Source organism: Zavarzinia aquatilis, assembly GCF_003173035.1.
Classification (GTDB): Bacteria; Pseudomonadota; Alphaproteobacteria; order Zavarziniales; family Zavarziniaceae; genus Zavarzinia; species Zavarzinia aquatilis.
On record NZ_QGLE01000008.1, the window covers coordinates 208630 to 223719 of the forward strand.

Sequence of the window (15090 nt, forward strand, 5' to 3'; positions counted from 1 at the left end):
ACCGAGGCATCGCGAATACGGTCCGTGAATGGAGTGCTTCCGTTGTGCGGGCCCTCGATGAAACTGTCCCTTTGGATAAAATTGTCTGTTGCAGGACGCATCACGGTCCCGGGAGGCGGCCGACAGCGATTCGACCACTGGTCGAAGCCGGCAGGGCCAAGGTCCAGGTCGCCATCCGTGACCCTCGGGATCTTGCACTTTCCATGCGCGATGTCGTGACCCGCCTTCGCGAGATGGGCCGGCCCCGCAATGGCAGTCAACTCGAGACGCTCGATGAACTCATGCAGCATATCGGCCGCAATCTTACTTTTGCGACCGAGTGGGCGGATATGCCGGACGCGCTGGTCGTCAACTACGAGGATACGGCGTTCCATGGCGAGCGGACATGCGCCGCTATCGTCGAACACCTGGGATTGACTCTTTCGCCAGGTATTTTCCCGTTCCTGATCAGAGATGTTCAGGCGCCGGAAAACGACGGCCGCAACAAGAAGCGCACGGCTTTACCGAAGCGCCATCGGCGCGAGATGTCGGCTGAGGAGCAGGCCGTTTTCCTCGATCGTTTTGCTGCCTTCTACGAGCGGTTCATGCCGGATGCCCGGGTCGATGTCGAAGAGGGCGAAGGCCAGGACGAGGTCGCCTGAATCGCTACCCCCTGACGAGGTCCGGGGTGAAGGGCAGGCGGGCGGCGTCGACGAAGACCCGGCTGCGGATATCCGCCTCGGGCAGTCCGACATGGTCGCGGAGCACGCTGGCGAAGACGCTGCGCAGGTCGGTCGTCGGCGCGAGGTCGCGGCCTTCGTAGAGCCTGTCGCGCGCGAGGCCCGGCCAGTCGACGATCATGCGACGGCCCTCCAAGGCACCGCCGAGCACGAAGGCGGCGCCCGCGGTGCCATGATCGGTGCCGGCGCTGCCGTTGGGCGCCGCGGTGCGGCCGAATTCCGTCGCCGCCACCACCACGGTTTTCGCCCATACGGGCTCGAGATCCTGACGCAGCGCCGACAGGGCGTCGGCGAATTGTCCGAGCAGGGTGGCGAGCCGCCCCTTGGCCGCGCCTTGCGCCGAATGCGTGTCCCAGCCCGTGACCTCGAGGGTCGCGATGCGGGGGCCGCGCGCGTCGCGCATCAGGCTGGCGAGCCCCTTGAACGCGGGGGTCAGACGGCCGAGACCGCGCTGCCGCGCCATCGCATTGGTGTCGGCATCGGCGAGCAGCTGTTCGGTGTCGCGCGCGGTCGCCAGCGCGGCGTGGAAGGCCGGGGCATCGGCATAGAGCCGGTCGATGGCGTCGAGTAGATAATCCGACGGTCCCGCGCCCGCGCCGTTGACCCAGGTCGCGACCTGGGTCGGTCCCGACATCACGAGGGGGGCAGCCTCGTTCACCGCAAGGCCGAGGCCGCTGCCCCCCATCAGGCCGAGCGCGCGATTCAGCCAGCCGACACCCGAGCCGGACGGGCCGTTGCCGCCGGTTTCCAGCACGTTCTGGGCATCGAAATGCGAACGGTCGCGATAGGGCGTGGTGGCGGCATGGACGATCTGCAGGTGCCCGGCCTGCCACAGGCCATGGATCGGCGCCAGCGCCGGATGCAGGCCGAATCGGTCGTCGAGGGGCAGGACACCGTCCGGCTGGCCTGGGGCGGCGATCGCCAGCGGGCCGCGCAGATCGGCGTAATCCTTGTCCCCGACAGGGGGGACGGCGGCGAGGCCGTCCATGCCACCGCGCAGGATGATGAAGATGAAGCGGCGGTCGTCCGGCGTCTTCGCGAAGGCATAACGCGGCATCGAGGCGAGCAGGCCGGCCCCGAGAAAGCCCTGCAACAGGCCGCGGCGGTTGAGGAGCGTGTTCATGCCGATCACCTCTGCTGGAATTCGGGGGAGGCGAAGACCATGGCGACCCCCGAGGCGCGGTCGCCGGCCCCCTTGATGAACTGGGCCTTGGACGGGGACAGGAGCGGGGCGATCGTCGCGTCGATCAGACTGGCGAGGTCCGTGCCGCCTGCCTGTTTGCCGGCGATGTCGGCCCCGAGATCAATGCGGCGCATCAGGGCATCGGGGCCGAGCCAGTCGGGGGCGCGGTCAGGCCAGCCGGCCGGGGAGGGGGCGCCGAAGGGAGGCTGGCCCAGGCTGCGCAGCCGGCGGAACAGGGCCGGGCCGTCGACCATCAGGCCATCCCCACCGAGGGCCCGCGCCATGGCGACCGCCAGTTCCCAGGGAGTCTTCATCTTGGCCAGCGGATCGGTCCAGGCCGAGTCGAGCGCGATCACCGCCCGGGTAACGGCGGCAAGGTCGCCGTCGCTTTGCAGGTAGACCGAGGCGATATGGTCGACGGCGGCGGCTGGCGGGTCGTCGGCGACGAAATGGCGGACCAGCTTGGTCGCGAGGTGTTTGGCGGTCGAAGGATGGCGCGCCAGCATGGCGAGCGCGTCATGGGTTTCCTGCTCGCCGCCTTCCTTGATCTTCGTGCCGACCAGCATCTTGTCGCCGGGTTGGTGCCGATTGGGATCGAAACCGAATCGCTTGGCCACCCCACCCTTGTCCGTGGTCGCCGTCCAGCCGGTGAGGATGCGCGCGAGGGCGATGACATCGTCCTGACCGTAACCGCCATCGACACCGAGGGTGTGCAACTCCAGAACCTCGCGGCCGAGGTTTTCGTTGAGGCCGACATCCTTGCGTTGGCCGATCTTGGAGTCAGGGCCGATCGAGCGGTATTGGTCGAGATAGGTCAGCATGGCGGGATGCAGGGTCGCCGCCGTCAACAAATCCGCGAAACGGCCGGTGACATGGGGGGCGATCGCCTCGCGCTCGAAGACGCCCGCCAGCGGGACGACGCCGCTGCGCGCCACAGACACGGTGAAATGATTGGACCAGAACAGCACCAGACGGTCGCGCAGCGGTGCCGTGCTGGCGACACAGCGGGCGAACCGCGCTGTAACCTCGCGCAGATAGAGATCGCGGATCGGATTGTCCGGCCGCCCGTCGTCATTGGCGTCCATCGTGGTGCCGGCCGTCATGGCCCGGCGCGATCCGGCTATTTCAAGCGCGCCGGCTGTATCCGGCAGATCGGTGGGGACCGGCGTGGCCTTCAACTGTTCGAGAAGGGCGCCGCGCGGATCGCCCGCGAGGGCGGACAGCTCCCCCGGTCGGGCCCCCAGGCCGAAGCGATTGGCGGCAATGAACGCGTCCCGGGACATACGCTTCTCCGTCTGTGGCGACACAGGATCAACACTGAAACGCCGCAGGAGTTCGTCTCCTGCGGCGTTTTTCGTGTCGGTCTCGATCCGGTGGAGGATCAGCGGGTCAGCAGTTTGCCGAGCCCCCTGGCGACGCCCTTGCTCTTGCGCTGGGACAGCAACTCCTTGGCGACGCGGACGTGGATTTCGTCGAAGAACAGCGGCGTCACTTCCGGCTTGCTGAAGACGACGAACACTTCGTTGGCGAAGTAGGGGTGCATCTTCTTGGCGATCTCGTCCTTCAGCCATTTCTGCATCGTGTCGATCTGGCCCTTGTGGACGATGATGAAATCGACATCGTCGTCCTCGGTCAGCTGGTCGATGGCGATGGTCCAGGGCGAGACGCGGCGGAATTCGGCCGGGCCGGCGATCTTGGCACCCGAGAAGCGCGAGATCGAATTCCAGGCATTGACCCAGATCCGGTCAGGCAGGCCGACGACGCTGAGTTCACTCGCGGCCGAGGGATCGAAGATCGCCATCGACTTGGTGCCCACTTCGCTTTCCTTGAAGGGGGTCATCGTGCCGGTGCGCGAACGCGCGGGCATCTGGCCGGCGGTCTTGCTCCACGGCTCGGGCTGCACATTCAGCTCGACCGGGGTGCCGAGGGAAGCGTTCAGGACCAGGTTGAGGTCGAACAGGGTCTTGATCGCCGAAGCATTCTCGGTGACCGCGGCGAGCGCCGCCGGCTCGATCGGGCCGCCGAACAGAAGTGTCAGCGCCGACTTTGCGTCGGGACCGGAGAGCGCCTCGATGAGACCGGGCACCAGCTCGTCGGGCAGCCACATCGGCTCCGCCTGCTGGGTCGCCTTGGCCTTCAGACGATCTTTCAGGCTGAGCTGCTTCTTCTCGCGGAACAGGTCGTTGCCCATGCCCGAGCGCATGGTGCCGAGCAGCCAGAACCGGGCGATCTGGTAGAAATTCTGCTCCGACACCATGGTGTCGAACGAGCCGTTCTGGCTGAGGAAGAACTCGTCGATGATCTTCTTGATCAGGACGGGCTTGGTCAGGTCCTCGTGCGAGGCATCGCCGTCGATGTCGACGATCGCGCTCTGGAACAGGGTCGCCTCGGGCTGCTGCGAGATGAAGAGCAGGGTTTCCGTCCGGGTCTTGTGCTCCATCGCGTAGCAGATGTCGTCGAGACGGTTGCGCGGCGGCTGGGTCTTGAAGAACAGGGCGACGGCCGAATAGAAGAACTGCTCGTCCGACATCATCGCGAATTCGGCCTTGAAGGCACGGTAGCGCGTCTGGAACTCGGTCGGATTGCCGATCGAGGCGGAAACTGGAGTCTCCGTCTTCTCGGTGATGTATTTGGCCGCCGACTCGACCCAGGTCAGGCGATTGTCGAACACATCGTCCGGCACGCCGTGCGCGGTGACGAGGCCGATGATCTGCGCCTCGGTCAGGCCGCCCACCCGGCTGAGATAGGACAGCATCTTGGCCGCCGGAATGATCAGCATCACGGGCAGGCGCACGGGCGATTTGCCCGACGTGCCGCGGAAGCCGATGCGGTCGACATAGTCCTGCATCAGCCGGCGCAGGTTCTGCACCGTGTCGCGGTCGGTCTTGGCGTAAATCTCGGGGAAGACCTGCTTGACCAGCTTGCCGGTCACGCTGGCCGAGAAGATCTTGTTCGAGACGACGTCGTGATATTCGCGCTGGATGCCCTGGATGTCGCGCAGTGTCTCGCGCCGGACCAGCGGCGACAGGCTGTCGTCATGCGACAGGAAGCGTTCCACCTGGTACAGGTTGCTGGGCAGGGTGGAGCACGAGGCCAGCAGGTTCAGACGGTCCGCCGGCAGCAGATAGGGGGAGATCAGCCCTTCGCAGGCGACGGCGAAGCGCAGCGGCGTCGAGGCGATCTGGGTGTCGATCTCGTCCTGCATGGCGATCGCGGCCTCGCTCTCGCCGGAACAGGCGGCCAGGATGGCCTGTTCGGCCGCGTCGGCGCTCTCGCCGTCGCGCTGGCCGGCGGCCAGCATGAGGTCGATCATGGTCAGCGAACGGCGCTGGTCGCGGAAATTCCTCATGCGATAGCCGGTCAGGGCCGAAGGCGGCGTGGTCGCCAGCATGTTGAGGAACGTCTCGTAGACCTTCGACATCTCGTACTTGCGGGCGAAGGCCTTCGTCCGCTCGCAGGCGAGTTCATAGGAATCCGGGCTGGCGAAGAGTTCGTCGATGCGGAAGTGCATCTCGTCCTGGTGGGCGAAGATGACGCCTTCGCCGCAATCCTCGAACTGCGGGCCATAGGGCACCAGGATCGGCACGCCGAAGTTGAACAGGAAGCGGATCGAGCCCGAGGTCGCCCAATGCGAGATCGGCTCCTGCGTCACGACACCGAAATCCATCGGCGCCAGCCGGTCGAGAAGATCCTTCTCCTCGCAGAAGTCGGTGAAGACCGTCGCGGGGACCTTCAGGCGCTCGGCGTAGTCGAGCAGTTCGCGCGCCGCGGTGCGATTGGTGGTCGCGAAATTGCCGATGAAATTGGCCTGCGCGCGCTCGCAGATGTCGATGATCAGGGTCGGCTTCTTGTTCGGCGACAGCAGGCCGAAACTGCCGACCGTCGGCCGGTCACGGCGCAGGTTGCCGCCCGACTTGCTCTTCGACGCCGTGCTCTTGCCATCGTCGTAGACATAGACGCCGTGCTCGAGATGGGGGATCGCCATCTCGTAACAGCCGCGGCTGTTCAGGTTGATCACGGGGATCGACGAGTTGAACAGGCACTGGTTCATGATGTTCAGCACATGGTCGGTCAGAACCACCGTGTGCATGATGATGGCGGCGCGCGACTGTTCGTGCAGGGCCACATAGCGTTCGACATTGCCGACCAGGGTCGACGTCGTCTCTCCGGTGCCGAGCGGCGACAGATTGTCGAACAGCCCGTATTCATGCTGGACCAGGATGAAGTCGTAAACCGGGGTGTCGGCGTCACCGGCGAAGAGTTCGGCGGACGAACGCATCATCGTCGTCGCCATCCCCAATTTCTTCAGCGACAGCGCGACATAGTGAGAATACCGGGCAATGCCGCAGCTCTTCCCGATGGACGGGCAGATGATCGCGACATTGGCCGATGAACTCTTAAGCTCCTTCATAATTTGCTCCAGCTGTCTTGCCCGTGTTGCGAACACACGCCCCCGCGCGGCCGTTCGGCGACGGATAATGCCATGTTGCACATGCTAAATGCCAGCCGTCCTTCAGGAAAAACTTTCGGCAGTCTCCTGCCGTTCACCGTCGTGACTGCCGCTTGCATTGACTATCGCCGGCACTTTTTACCCTGTTTGTCGGCGGATGTGGCTTTTTTCACCGTTTCCGGCTGCATGATCGCGAATTTATTCACCCTGCAGATGCGCCGCGCCTTCCGCGCTCGCTGCCGGAGACGCAGCCGCCGGCAGACCCGTCACGTCGAGACTGCAATGGCGGGTCAGCGCGGCTTCGAGCAGGGCGAAATGGCGCTCCCATGTCGGGGGCGTATAGGCCTTCAGGCGCTCGACCTGCGCCTGACGCGCTACCGATTGCTCGGACGCATAATCGAGGATGGTCTCCATCCAGCGCGGGCCGTCGAGCGGGTCGATGAAATCCGGTATGTCGCCTCCGACCTCGCGGAAAGCCGCGATATCGGAACAGATAACCGGCACGCCCACGGTGAGCGCCTCGGCGATGGGCAGGCCGTAACCTTCGGTGAAGGACGGAAAAAGCAGCGCGCGGGACCGGCGCAGCAACTCCGCCAGCTGGGCATCCGACAGGCTGGGCAACTCGACGACGCAATCCTTCAGGTCGGTGCAGCGGTCGAGGAACCGCTCGGTATTCTCGATTTCCCAGCCGCGGCGGCCGACCAGGATCAGTTTCGGCGTCCGGTCACCCAGCAGTGTGTGCAGGCGCCGCCACAGTGTCAGCAGCAGGTAATGATTCTTCCGCGGCTCGATGGTGCCGATCATGATGAACCAGGGCACGTCGGCGTCCGCCGGCATCGGTTCGATTTCGCGGAACAGGGGCGCCACCCCGAGGGGCAGAACCTTGACCGGCGGCGGCGTCTTGTCGTTCTGGCTGCAGAAGGCCCTGAATTCGCGCGCGGTGACCTGAGAATTGGTCAGCACGAGGTCGGCCGTGCCGATCATCGTCGCGAGGCGCGCCAGATGCCGGCGGTCTTCCCCTTCGCGCGAGAATTCCGGGTGGTGGTAGGGGATGAGGTCGTGGAGATAGACCGCGAGACGCGCGTTCAGCCGCCGTTTCAGGTTTTCCCACAACTCGGTCTTGTCGATGCCGCCGTGGGAGACCGACAGCAGAATCGACGACGGCGAGCCGCGCTTGAACATGCTGCGGCCCTGGACATCGGGAACGGGCAACACGGTTTCGCCCATCAGGCGTTCGCCCGCCCGGACGAATCGGTCCATCAGCGGCGAGAATCGGCGCAGGCGCCGGTGCAGGTCCGGATCGACCCGGTCGATCCAGTCGGCCGCGATCTCGTCCCGCTTGGCGACGGCGTTTTCCCAGGTCAGTCGGCGGAACTTGTTGCCGCGGATGGTGAAGAAGCCGATCAGCTGGCGGGGCTGGTTCAGGAAATGGCAGAGGTAGGCATATTCCATCCGGTCGATACCCGATGGCGGCCGGTCGCGATCACGGCCGGCGAGGCGGGAAATATCGAGGAGGATCTTGGCCATGGGCTTGCTTTACCACATTCACGCGGGCGAGAGGCCCAGGACCTTGGAATACATGAGTTCGAGACGTTCGCGATAGGGCGGAATCCCGAAGCGGGCGGCCTGGGCCGGGCCGCGGGCCGCCAGCTCCGCCACCAGCCGGTCGTCCCGATCGAGCGTGGTGATGGCCTCGGCCATCGCGCCAACGTCGTAGGGATCGACCAGCAGGGCGGCGTCCCCGGCGATTTCCGGCATCGACCCCTCGGAAGCGGTGAGCACGGGCGTGCCCATGGCCATGGCCTCGATGATGGGCAGGCCGAAGCCTTCGTAGAGTGACGGGAAGAGCACGGCGCGCGCGCCACGTACCAGGGCGACGAGATGTTCCGCCGGCAGGTAGCTGAACTTGTGCAGGCGACGGGGCGCGCCCGTCGCGGCGATCTCCCGCTCGTAGTCGGCGAGGAAGTTGCTCTCGTCGAGGGCTTTCCACGCCGGATCGCCCACGATGACGAGGGGGCGGGACGGGCAGGCCCGCAGGGTGGCCTCGATCAGGCGGCGCAGGTTCTTCTTCGGCTCGATCGCGCCGAAGAACAGGAAATAACCCTGCCAGCGGAAACCGTAGACATCCTCGACATGGCGCCGCGACACCGCCGGCTCCTGACGGGCGCTGATCTCGGGCAGGACCACCGATTGATAGGTGACCGAAATCCGCGACTCATCCACCCCGAACATCTCGCGGATATCGGCTTTCGAGCGTTCGGACACCGTGCAGATATGGCCGCCCTGGTCGACGCAGGCGCGGATGAGGGCGTGATAGTATTTTTTGTCGTCGAGCGTGAGATAGGGCAGCTTCAGCGGCACCAGATCGTGCAGCGTATAGACATTGCGCGCCCCCTCGACACGGATCGGCAGCGGATAGGTCCAGTGCATGACCGCCGGCGGATCGGGAACCCTCACGCGAAGAAAGCTGCCCCAGCGGTTGAAATGGCGCATTGCCCGGTGGACGAGGTCCGGCACCGCGGCGATCCGGTCGAAATACGGCAGGCTGGCCGCCACCTCGCGGGCCAGCACCCGGCCCTGCAACTCGATGAGGGAAGCGGTACAGCCGAAGGGCGAGGTCAGGGCCTGAACGAAGCGCTGGCGCTTGGGATGGCGGGGCCGCACGCCGTCGGGGTCGATGAAGGCAATCTCGCGCAGGATCGGTTCGGGCGACAGCTGGACGCGCCGCCCATAGAGGATATCGACCTTGCAGCCGAGATCGCGCAGGCAATGGGTAAGTCCCCGGGCATAGGTGGCGATGCCCGTGCCGCGCGCGAGGGCGAGGTTGTAACCGTCGACGCCGATGCGGATGCCCGCCAGCCTGCCCATCCCGGCCGAAGCCTCCGTCCCGGCACCGATGCTCGTCATCGGCACTCCGTGTGCGAAGGGGGGACTGTCTGCGGGCAATCTCTATTCTCCTGCGCCGTCCCGGCACCTGCACGGCTTCGGCTTATCCGACACCCGGGACAGCGATACAAGACCCGGGGTGGGGCAATCCTGAACCCTGGGCTCGGCGCCGCGCAAGGCTGAAGACAGGACGCGACCGTCAGGCCCGGTCGACCCGGCTCACCGTGATGCCGCGGAAGATCAATGTCCCGGACTGCCCGGGTGTTCCCTTCAACTCGACGATGAAGCGCAGGGCCAGATTGCGTTTGTCGACGGTGAAGGCGATCGTCGCGCCGGCCAGATCTTCGCCGCCCGCTTCAGGCCGAAGGTCGACGACGGAACGGGCGATGCGATCCGCCGATCCGGTGGCCAGCGCGTCGTTCTCGCGGATGGGGGTGGTGCCGACCTCGATCGCGACGGCGACGCTTTCGCCCGGGGCCAGAGGCTTGGCGGTGACGAAGTCGACACGCGCGACATACTGGCCCGGCGCGATGGCGAATCGGGGACCATCGCGAACGATCTGGCCCGGCGACCCGAGATCGGCCGCATACCCGCCGCGCAGCTTTCGGGCCGCGACGCCAAGACGGAAGTGAGGCGTGGCCAGGTCGACGCGGCCGTGCGCCGCCAGCGACATTTCGCCGATCAGTCGGCGCTGTTCGACCGTGGGGTGGCCGCCTGCGATTGATCGTTCGGCCAGTCCAAGGGCCAGTTGCGCGGTTTTCGCGTCCTTTCCGATCCGGCGTAGCAGCCTCGCGAGGTCGAGCCAGAAGGCGGCGTCGTCGATCGTGGCTTCCGCCGCCCGCATGATGACCTGACGCGCCTTCTCGGGCTGGCGGGCATCGACATGCAGGGCCGCGATATCGGCGAGGAAATAGACCTGATCCTGCGCCAGCTGCTCGAGCACGGCGGCGCGGGCCGATCCCTTGTCCGCGAGGCCGACCCGGCTCGCCAGTCGCGACCACAGGGACGGCTGCGACGTTCCGGTTTCCATCAGCAGGTCGGCAAGCAGATTGCGGGCCGCCGTGTTGTGCGGGGCGATGGCCACGGCACGGCGCGCGAGGTCGACCGCCCAGGTCCGGCGGGCCGCGCCTCTTGCGGCGAGAAGACTGGCCGCTTCGAACATATAGGTCGGGGAGCGTACCCGTCCCGCGCGAATGCGATGGCGCAGCACCTGGGGCGTTTCGCCGTGGCCCGCGCGCAGGCTGGCAAGCAGGTCGCCCGCCCCGCCGGTTTCGGTCACGCTCCTGATCGAGAAGTGGCCGGTGAAACAGGCGTAGATCTCGTCGATGGGGCCGGCGCGCGCGATCAGCCGTACATGCTCCCGGTCGAGTGCGAAGAAGGGATCGTAGACGACATACGCATGGGGGCAGAGATCGGCGGCCGTAATGTCCATGCGATCGTGAAGGTCCGCCTGATAGAACTCGCGGGGGCGCCGGGCGTCGAAACGGGCGACGGCCTCGGGCCGGATCGAATATTGCGGCGAGAAGGCATAGGCGCGGGTGGCGCCCAGCGCCGCGGAATATTTCAGGGCGCCATAAGCCCCCATGCTGAAGCCGTAGGTGACGACTTCCTTGTAGCGCGAGAGAAGCGGGGCGATGAAATCGCGCATCGTCGCCATGTCCCGCTCCGGGTACCACAGGCCCTTGAGGTCGATCAGGGCGAAGATGTCGTAGCCGAGTGTGGCCAGCCGTGTCTCGCCCCAACCTTTCTGGGGAATGCCGCCGTCGAGGATGCGCGTGTTGAAGGTGATGACCAGCGTATCGCTGCCCTGTTCCACCAGATAGCCGTGAATCAGCGGGGATTCGACGAAACGTCTCCGCGTCGCGCCGGCCTCCTGTAACCCGGCCGCATTGTCGCGCGACCTGAGGCGGGATCGGGATGGTGGCGGCGAGCCATCAGGCATGGATGTCATGGGCAAAAATACCGGCGGCGACCGTGTCGAACAGGCAGGCATAATGCCCGCCGATTGTGTGGTGTTCAACCCGCGGACGCAGCGGCGACCGGCGCGGGGCAGGGCGTGACTGCGGGCGGGGCGATCATGGCGGTCGGGATCAGCGCAGGTGCCGCCACGGCGGTTTCCAGACGCTCGACCGCCCGGGGCAGGGCGAGTGCCATGCCCCGGGCATTGTAGAAGCCGCCGTTGATCTGACTACGCGCGGCGACGACCTGACGCCAGGCCATGTAGAGATCGCGGCGCGGCCGCTCCGGAGCGGTCCAGAACCGGTCGAGGCCGGCCTGGTGGGTCAGGCCCGGCATGTCGTAGATCGCGCGGCCGAGGACGACGAGCGGCGCGCGCCGGTGCAGGGCGGAAATGCCTGCCGTCGAATTCACGGTGATGACGCCCCGGCTGGCCCCGATCAGCTCGATCAGATTGCCGCCATCGAGGAACAGCACCCGGCCGGCGACCCCTGCCGCCGAGGCCAGCGCGTGCAGATCCCGGGCGTGCGGCGTCTGGCCGTTGTCCAGCGGGTGGCCCTTGAAGACCAGCAACGTATCCGTCGGGGCATGGTCGGCGAAAGAGCGGATCGTGGCCGCCATGAAATCGCGCACGCAGGTGAACGGCGAGTGAAACAGGATCTGCTTGTCGGCGTTCAACTGCATCAATGCCAGATAGAACGGGCGCCGCGAGGCCAGCAGGACTTCCTCCTCGCGGGCGACGCGCGCCAGCCGGGCGCGGCGGCCGAGCAGGCGGGTGACCCAGAACCACCATTCCGCCAGCGGTCCCGACTCGCGGTGGTGGCGATAGTTGCGGAACAGCCAGCCGAACAGGAAAAAGCTGAAATAGGCGACGGTGGCGCGCCAGCCCATGATGAAGGTCTGCGGCCCCACAGGCAGGGAATGCACGATTTCTTCGCGGGCTTCTGGCGCGCTCAGGATCGTTTCCGGATCGGTCGGCAACGAGGAGCGGGCGTTCACCCCGTCGAACTCCAGCGTGATATTGTCCGGACGCAGGTAGCCTTCCTCGAAGACATGAAGGCGGATGTCCGGCCGCCAGAGCTTCAGCGCCGCGCAGGCGCCGGCATGGAGAGGCCGGCAATCGCCGATCAGGACGACATCGGTGACCTGACGGTTCCGGGCGAGGTCGACGATCCAGGCCGGAAAGCCCTGTTCATCGCCCCGGTAAAGACAGGTGTCGGGCCACGGCCAGTCGTAGATGTCGCCACCGTTGAAATTGACCCGGACCACCCGGTGGCCCCGCCGCTTGAGCGCCTTGCCCAGCCGGCGGAAGAAGGGGCCCAACGGCCCCTGCAGGAAGAGGTAGCTGCGGCGCTGGAACGCCCCCTGTCCCGGCTCGACCGTATCCGGAGGCGGTTCGGTGCGGGGCGGGACTTGATCCATCATCGGGCCAGACATTACCATGGAGCGACAGGGACATTAAGGCTATGAAGTTGGCCGCCCATGAGGCCAACGGAATAGTGTCGTCCCAGAGATTTGTTGTAAAGAAGATCGCGAGGCAATTATGTGTTTACTGTGCGTAATCTGAAAGCAATGTGACGGCGCGCACAATAAACGCATTTGGTCGCCCCTGGTTCCGTCCGGGCCTGCCATTTTCTCGCCTGTCGGAACCGGGAAGTGAGTGTCACCATGCCTGAGCGAGTGGATAATGCTGCGGGTCGGCTGTCCGGCGACCGGGTCGGCGTGCTCTCGATCGGCATGTTCTGGCGGGTGCGGGGGCTTGCCCGTCTGCTCGAAACCCTCGGCCGGCCGGTCTGGCTCAGCGGCCTTGCCCGGCCGGGGGCGGGGGTCGTCGCCGTCGCCGGCTGGGGCCGCAAGGCGCCGGCCCTGCGGGCGATGCGGGCGGCGGCGCGCTGGAGCCTGCCCTTCGTCACCATCGAGGATGGCTTCCTGCGCTCTGCCGGCCTCGGGGTTCAGGGGGTGCCGCCGCTCTCCGTCGTGCTCGACGACCGGGGGGTTCATTACGAGGCGGGGGCGCCCTCCGCCATCGAGGCGGACCTGCAGGGCTGGCAGGCGATTCCCGAGGCGGATATTGCCGCCGCCGCCGAACTGATCGGCCTCATGCGCCGGCATTTCATCGGCAAATACAACGATGCCCCCGACCTGAACCCCGCGGACGAGGCGGGGCGGAGCCGGCCGCTCGTTCTCGTCGTCGACCAGACGCGGGGCGATGCCTCGATCGCCGGCGGCGGCATGGACGAGGCCGGCTTCATCGCCATGCTCGACGCCGCCGTGGCCGAGAACCCGGGGGCCGATGTCAGGGTGAAGGTTCACCCGGACGTGATGGCGGGCAAGCGGCAGGGCTTCCTGCTGGGTGCCGCGAAGGCGCGGGGCATCGCCCTCGAGGCGCGCGCGGTCTCCTGGCCGTCGCTGGCGGCGCGGGCGGCGCGGGTCTATGTCGCGACCAGCCTCGCCGGGCTGGAGGCGCTGATCCAGGGTGTGCCGGTGACCTGTTTCGGCCTGCCCTTCTATGCCGGCTGGGGCCTGACCGACGACCGCCAGGCGTTGCCCCGGCGGCAAGCGCGGCCCAGTCTCGAAGCGGTGGTCGCCGCCGCCTATATCCGTGCGTGCCGCTATCTCGATCCGCTGGGCGGCCCCTCGGGCAGCGCCGTCGGCGTCGCGCGTCATATCGCCCGGATCAAGCGGAGCGATGCCGAATTCGCCGGCCATACCGTGGTCATGGGCCTGCGGCCGTGGAAACACGCGCGGATGCGCCTGTTCCTCGCCAGCCGCTGGGGCCGGGTCAGCTTCGCGACCGATGTCGGCGCGGCAATCGCGACGGCGAGGCGCGACGGCGGCCGGGTCGCGGTCTGGGCGGCGCGGGCACCCGATGGGCTGGTCGCAGCCTGCCGGGCGGCGGATGTTCCGCTGTGGCGGATCGAGGACGGTTTCCTCCGCTCGGTCGGGCTTGGCTCCGACCATGTCGCGGCGGCGTCGCTGGTCGTCGACCGGCAGGGCATCTATTTCGATCCGACCGGGCCGAGCGATCTCGAAACCCTGCTCGAAACCGCGGACTTCGACGCGGGCGTGATCGCTGAGGCGGTGCGCCTGCGCCGGACCATCGTCGAGCGGGGCCTGACCAAATATAACGTCGGGCGGGCACAGGATGTCGTCATCGGCGCGAAGCCGGGCCAGCGCCGCATCCTCGTCCCCGGTCAGGTGGAGGACGATGCCTCGGTCCGGCTGGGCGCGCCCTGGGTGGGCGGCAACCTCGGCCTCCTCAAGGCGGCGCGGGCGGCGGCGCCCGATGCCTTCATCGTCTACAAGCCACATCCCGACGTCGAGGCCGGCAACCGGCAGGGGGCGATCCCCCGGGATGTCGCCCTCGGCTTTGCCGATCAGGTGGTGGTCGATACGTCGGTCGTGCGTCTGTTCGATCTCGTCGACGAGGTGCACACCATGACCTCGCTCGTCGGTTTCGAGGCGCTGGTGCGCGGCCTCGCCGTCACCACCCATGGCACGCCCTTCTATGCCGGCTGGGGGCTGACCACCGACCGGCACGAGGCAGCCCGGCGCAGCCGGCGCCTCAGCCTCGATGAACTGGTGGCCGGGGCGTTGCTGCTCTATCCGCGCTATTGCGATCCCGAGACGGGGCTGCCCTGCGATGTCTGGCATGTCGTCGAGCTTCTGTCGGCCAGGGCGCCGCAGCCGGCCAAGGGCCTGCGCCAGCGCGGGCTGCGGGGCCTGCGCCTTGCCGGGGCCATGCTGCGCTCCGCCCTCGCGGGGCTTCGGTCCTAGGTTCTGGACTCATAAGACCTGAGCCATAGGCGGGTTGCGGCGAGCGACACAGCTGCGAGGAAGTTGGCAGCGAGCTTGTCGAAGCGCGTGGCGACTCGCCTGAAGTGCTTGATCTTGCT

9 protein-coding genes and 1 pseudogene are annotated in these 15090 nt (G+C 66.8%); 2 read left to right on the top strand and 8 right to left on the bottom strand.

The window, feature by feature from the left end:
* Window positions 1-203 precede the first annotated feature (203 nt).
* Entirely contained in the window at window positions 204-641 is a 438-nt protein-coding gene (locus tag DKG74_RS14785) for a hypothetical protein (protein ID WP_109906938.1), read from the top strand.
* 4 nt (window positions 642-645) lie between these two features.
* Here DKG74_RS14785 and DKG74_RS14790 read toward each other — a convergent pair whose 3' ends face one another.
* The 7 genes from DKG74_RS14790 to DKG74_RS14815 all read right to left on the bottom strand — a co-directional run bounded on the left by DKG74_RS14790 (window position 646) and on the right by DKG74_RS14815 (window position 12619).
* Window positions 646-1842: a DUF1501 domain-containing protein gene (locus DKG74_RS14790; protein WP_133251602.1), complete on the bottom strand. Its 1197-nt coding sequence runs from the start codon at window positions 1840-1842 to the stop codon at window positions 646-648.
* Between the two features lie 5 nt (window positions 1843-1847).
* Window positions 1848-3185: a DUF1800 domain-containing protein gene (locus DKG74_RS14795; RefSeq protein WP_165837703.1), complete on the bottom strand. Its 1338-nt coding sequence runs from the start codon at window positions 3183-3185 to the stop codon at window positions 1848-1850.
* 98 nt (window positions 3186-3283) lie between these two features.
* Window positions 3284-6313 carry a glycosyltransferase family protein gene (locus DKG74_RS21820; protein WP_165837704.1) on the bottom strand — a complete coding sequence of 1010 codons (3030 nt, stop codon included), beginning with the start codon at window positions 6311-6313 and terminating at the stop codon, window positions 3284-3286.
* Window positions 6314-6550: 237 nt separating this feature from the next.
* Window positions 6551-7879 (bottom strand): glycosyltransferase family 4 protein, encoded by a 1329-nt coding sequence (locus DKG74_RS14800; protein WP_109906941.1) that lies wholly within the window; start codon window positions 7877-7879, stop codon window positions 6551-6553.
* A gap of 18 nt (window positions 7880-7897) precedes the next feature.
* Window positions 7898-9259 carry a glycosyltransferase family 4 protein gene (locus DKG74_RS14805; protein WP_243404139.1) on the bottom strand — a complete coding sequence of 454 codons (1362 nt, stop codon included), beginning with the start codon at window positions 9257-9259 and terminating at the stop codon, window positions 7898-7900.
* A gap of 178 nt (window positions 9260-9437) precedes the next feature.
* Window positions 9438-11189: a hypothetical protein gene (locus tag DKG74_RS14810; RefSeq protein ID WP_133251603.1), complete on the bottom strand. Its 1752-nt coding sequence runs from the start codon at window positions 11187-11189 to the stop codon at window positions 9438-9440.
* A gap of 65 nt (window positions 11190-11254) precedes the next feature.
* A complete protein-coding gene (locus DKG74_RS14815) occupies window positions 11255-12619 on the bottom strand; it encodes a capsule biosynthesis protein (RefSeq protein ID WP_165837705.1) in 1365 nt (454 codons plus the stop codon).
* 243 nt (window positions 12620-12862) lie between these two features.
* Between DKG74_RS14815 and DKG74_RS14820 the strand changes: the two genes are divergently transcribed.
* Window positions 12863-14971 (top strand): capsular polysaccharide biosynthesis protein, encoded by a 2109-nt coding sequence (locus DKG74_RS14820; protein WP_109906945.1) that lies wholly within the window; start codon window positions 12863-12865, stop codon window positions 14969-14971.
* Here DKG74_RS14820 and DKG74_RS14825 read toward each other — a convergent pair.
* Window positions 14968-15090: pseudogene (locus tag DKG74_RS14825) on the bottom strand (IS5/IS1182 family transposase); the annotation flags it as partial. The gene DKG74_RS14820 and the pseudogene DKG74_RS14825 sit on opposite strands and share 4 nt — an antisense overlap.

What these genes read in the sequence shown, in the direction of transcription:
- DKG74_RS14785 (WP_109906938.1), top strand. Translation starts at nt 204, where the DNA reads ATGCGCGATGTCGTGACCCGCCTTCGCGAGATGGGCCGGCCCCGCAAT.
- DKG74_RS14790 (WP_133251602.1), bottom strand. Translation starts at nt 1,842, where the DNA reads ATGAACACGCTCCTCAACCGCCGCGGCCTGTTGCAGGGCTTTCTCGGG.
- DKG74_RS14795 (WP_165837703.1), bottom strand. Translation starts at nt 3,185, where the DNA reads ATGTCCCGGGACGCGTTCATTGCCGCCAATCGCTTCGGCCTGGGGGCC.
- DKG74_RS21820 (WP_165837704.1), bottom strand. Translation starts at nt 6,313, where the DNA reads ATGAAGGAGCTTAAGAGTTCATCGGCCAATGTCGCGATCATCTGCCCG.
- DKG74_RS14800 (WP_109906941.1), bottom strand. Translation starts at nt 7,879, where the DNA reads ATGGCCAAGATCCTCCTCGATATTTCCCGCCTCGCCGGCCGTGATCGC.
- DKG74_RS14805 (WP_243404139.1), bottom strand. Translation starts at nt 9,259, where the DNA reads ATGACGAGCATCGGTGCCGGGACGGAGGCTTCGGCCGGGATGGGCAGG.
- DKG74_RS14810 (WP_133251603.1), bottom strand. Translation starts at nt 11,189, where the DNA reads ATGACATCCATGCCTGATGGCTCGCCGCCACCATCCCGATCCCGCCTC.
- DKG74_RS14815 (WP_165837705.1), bottom strand. Translation starts at nt 12,619, where the DNA reads ATGATGGATCAAGTCCCGCCCCGCACCGAACCGCCTCCGGATACGGTC.
- DKG74_RS14820 (WP_109906945.1), top strand. Translation starts at nt 12,863, where the DNA reads ATGCCTGAGCGAGTGGATAATGCTGCGGGTCGGCTGTCCGGCGACCGG.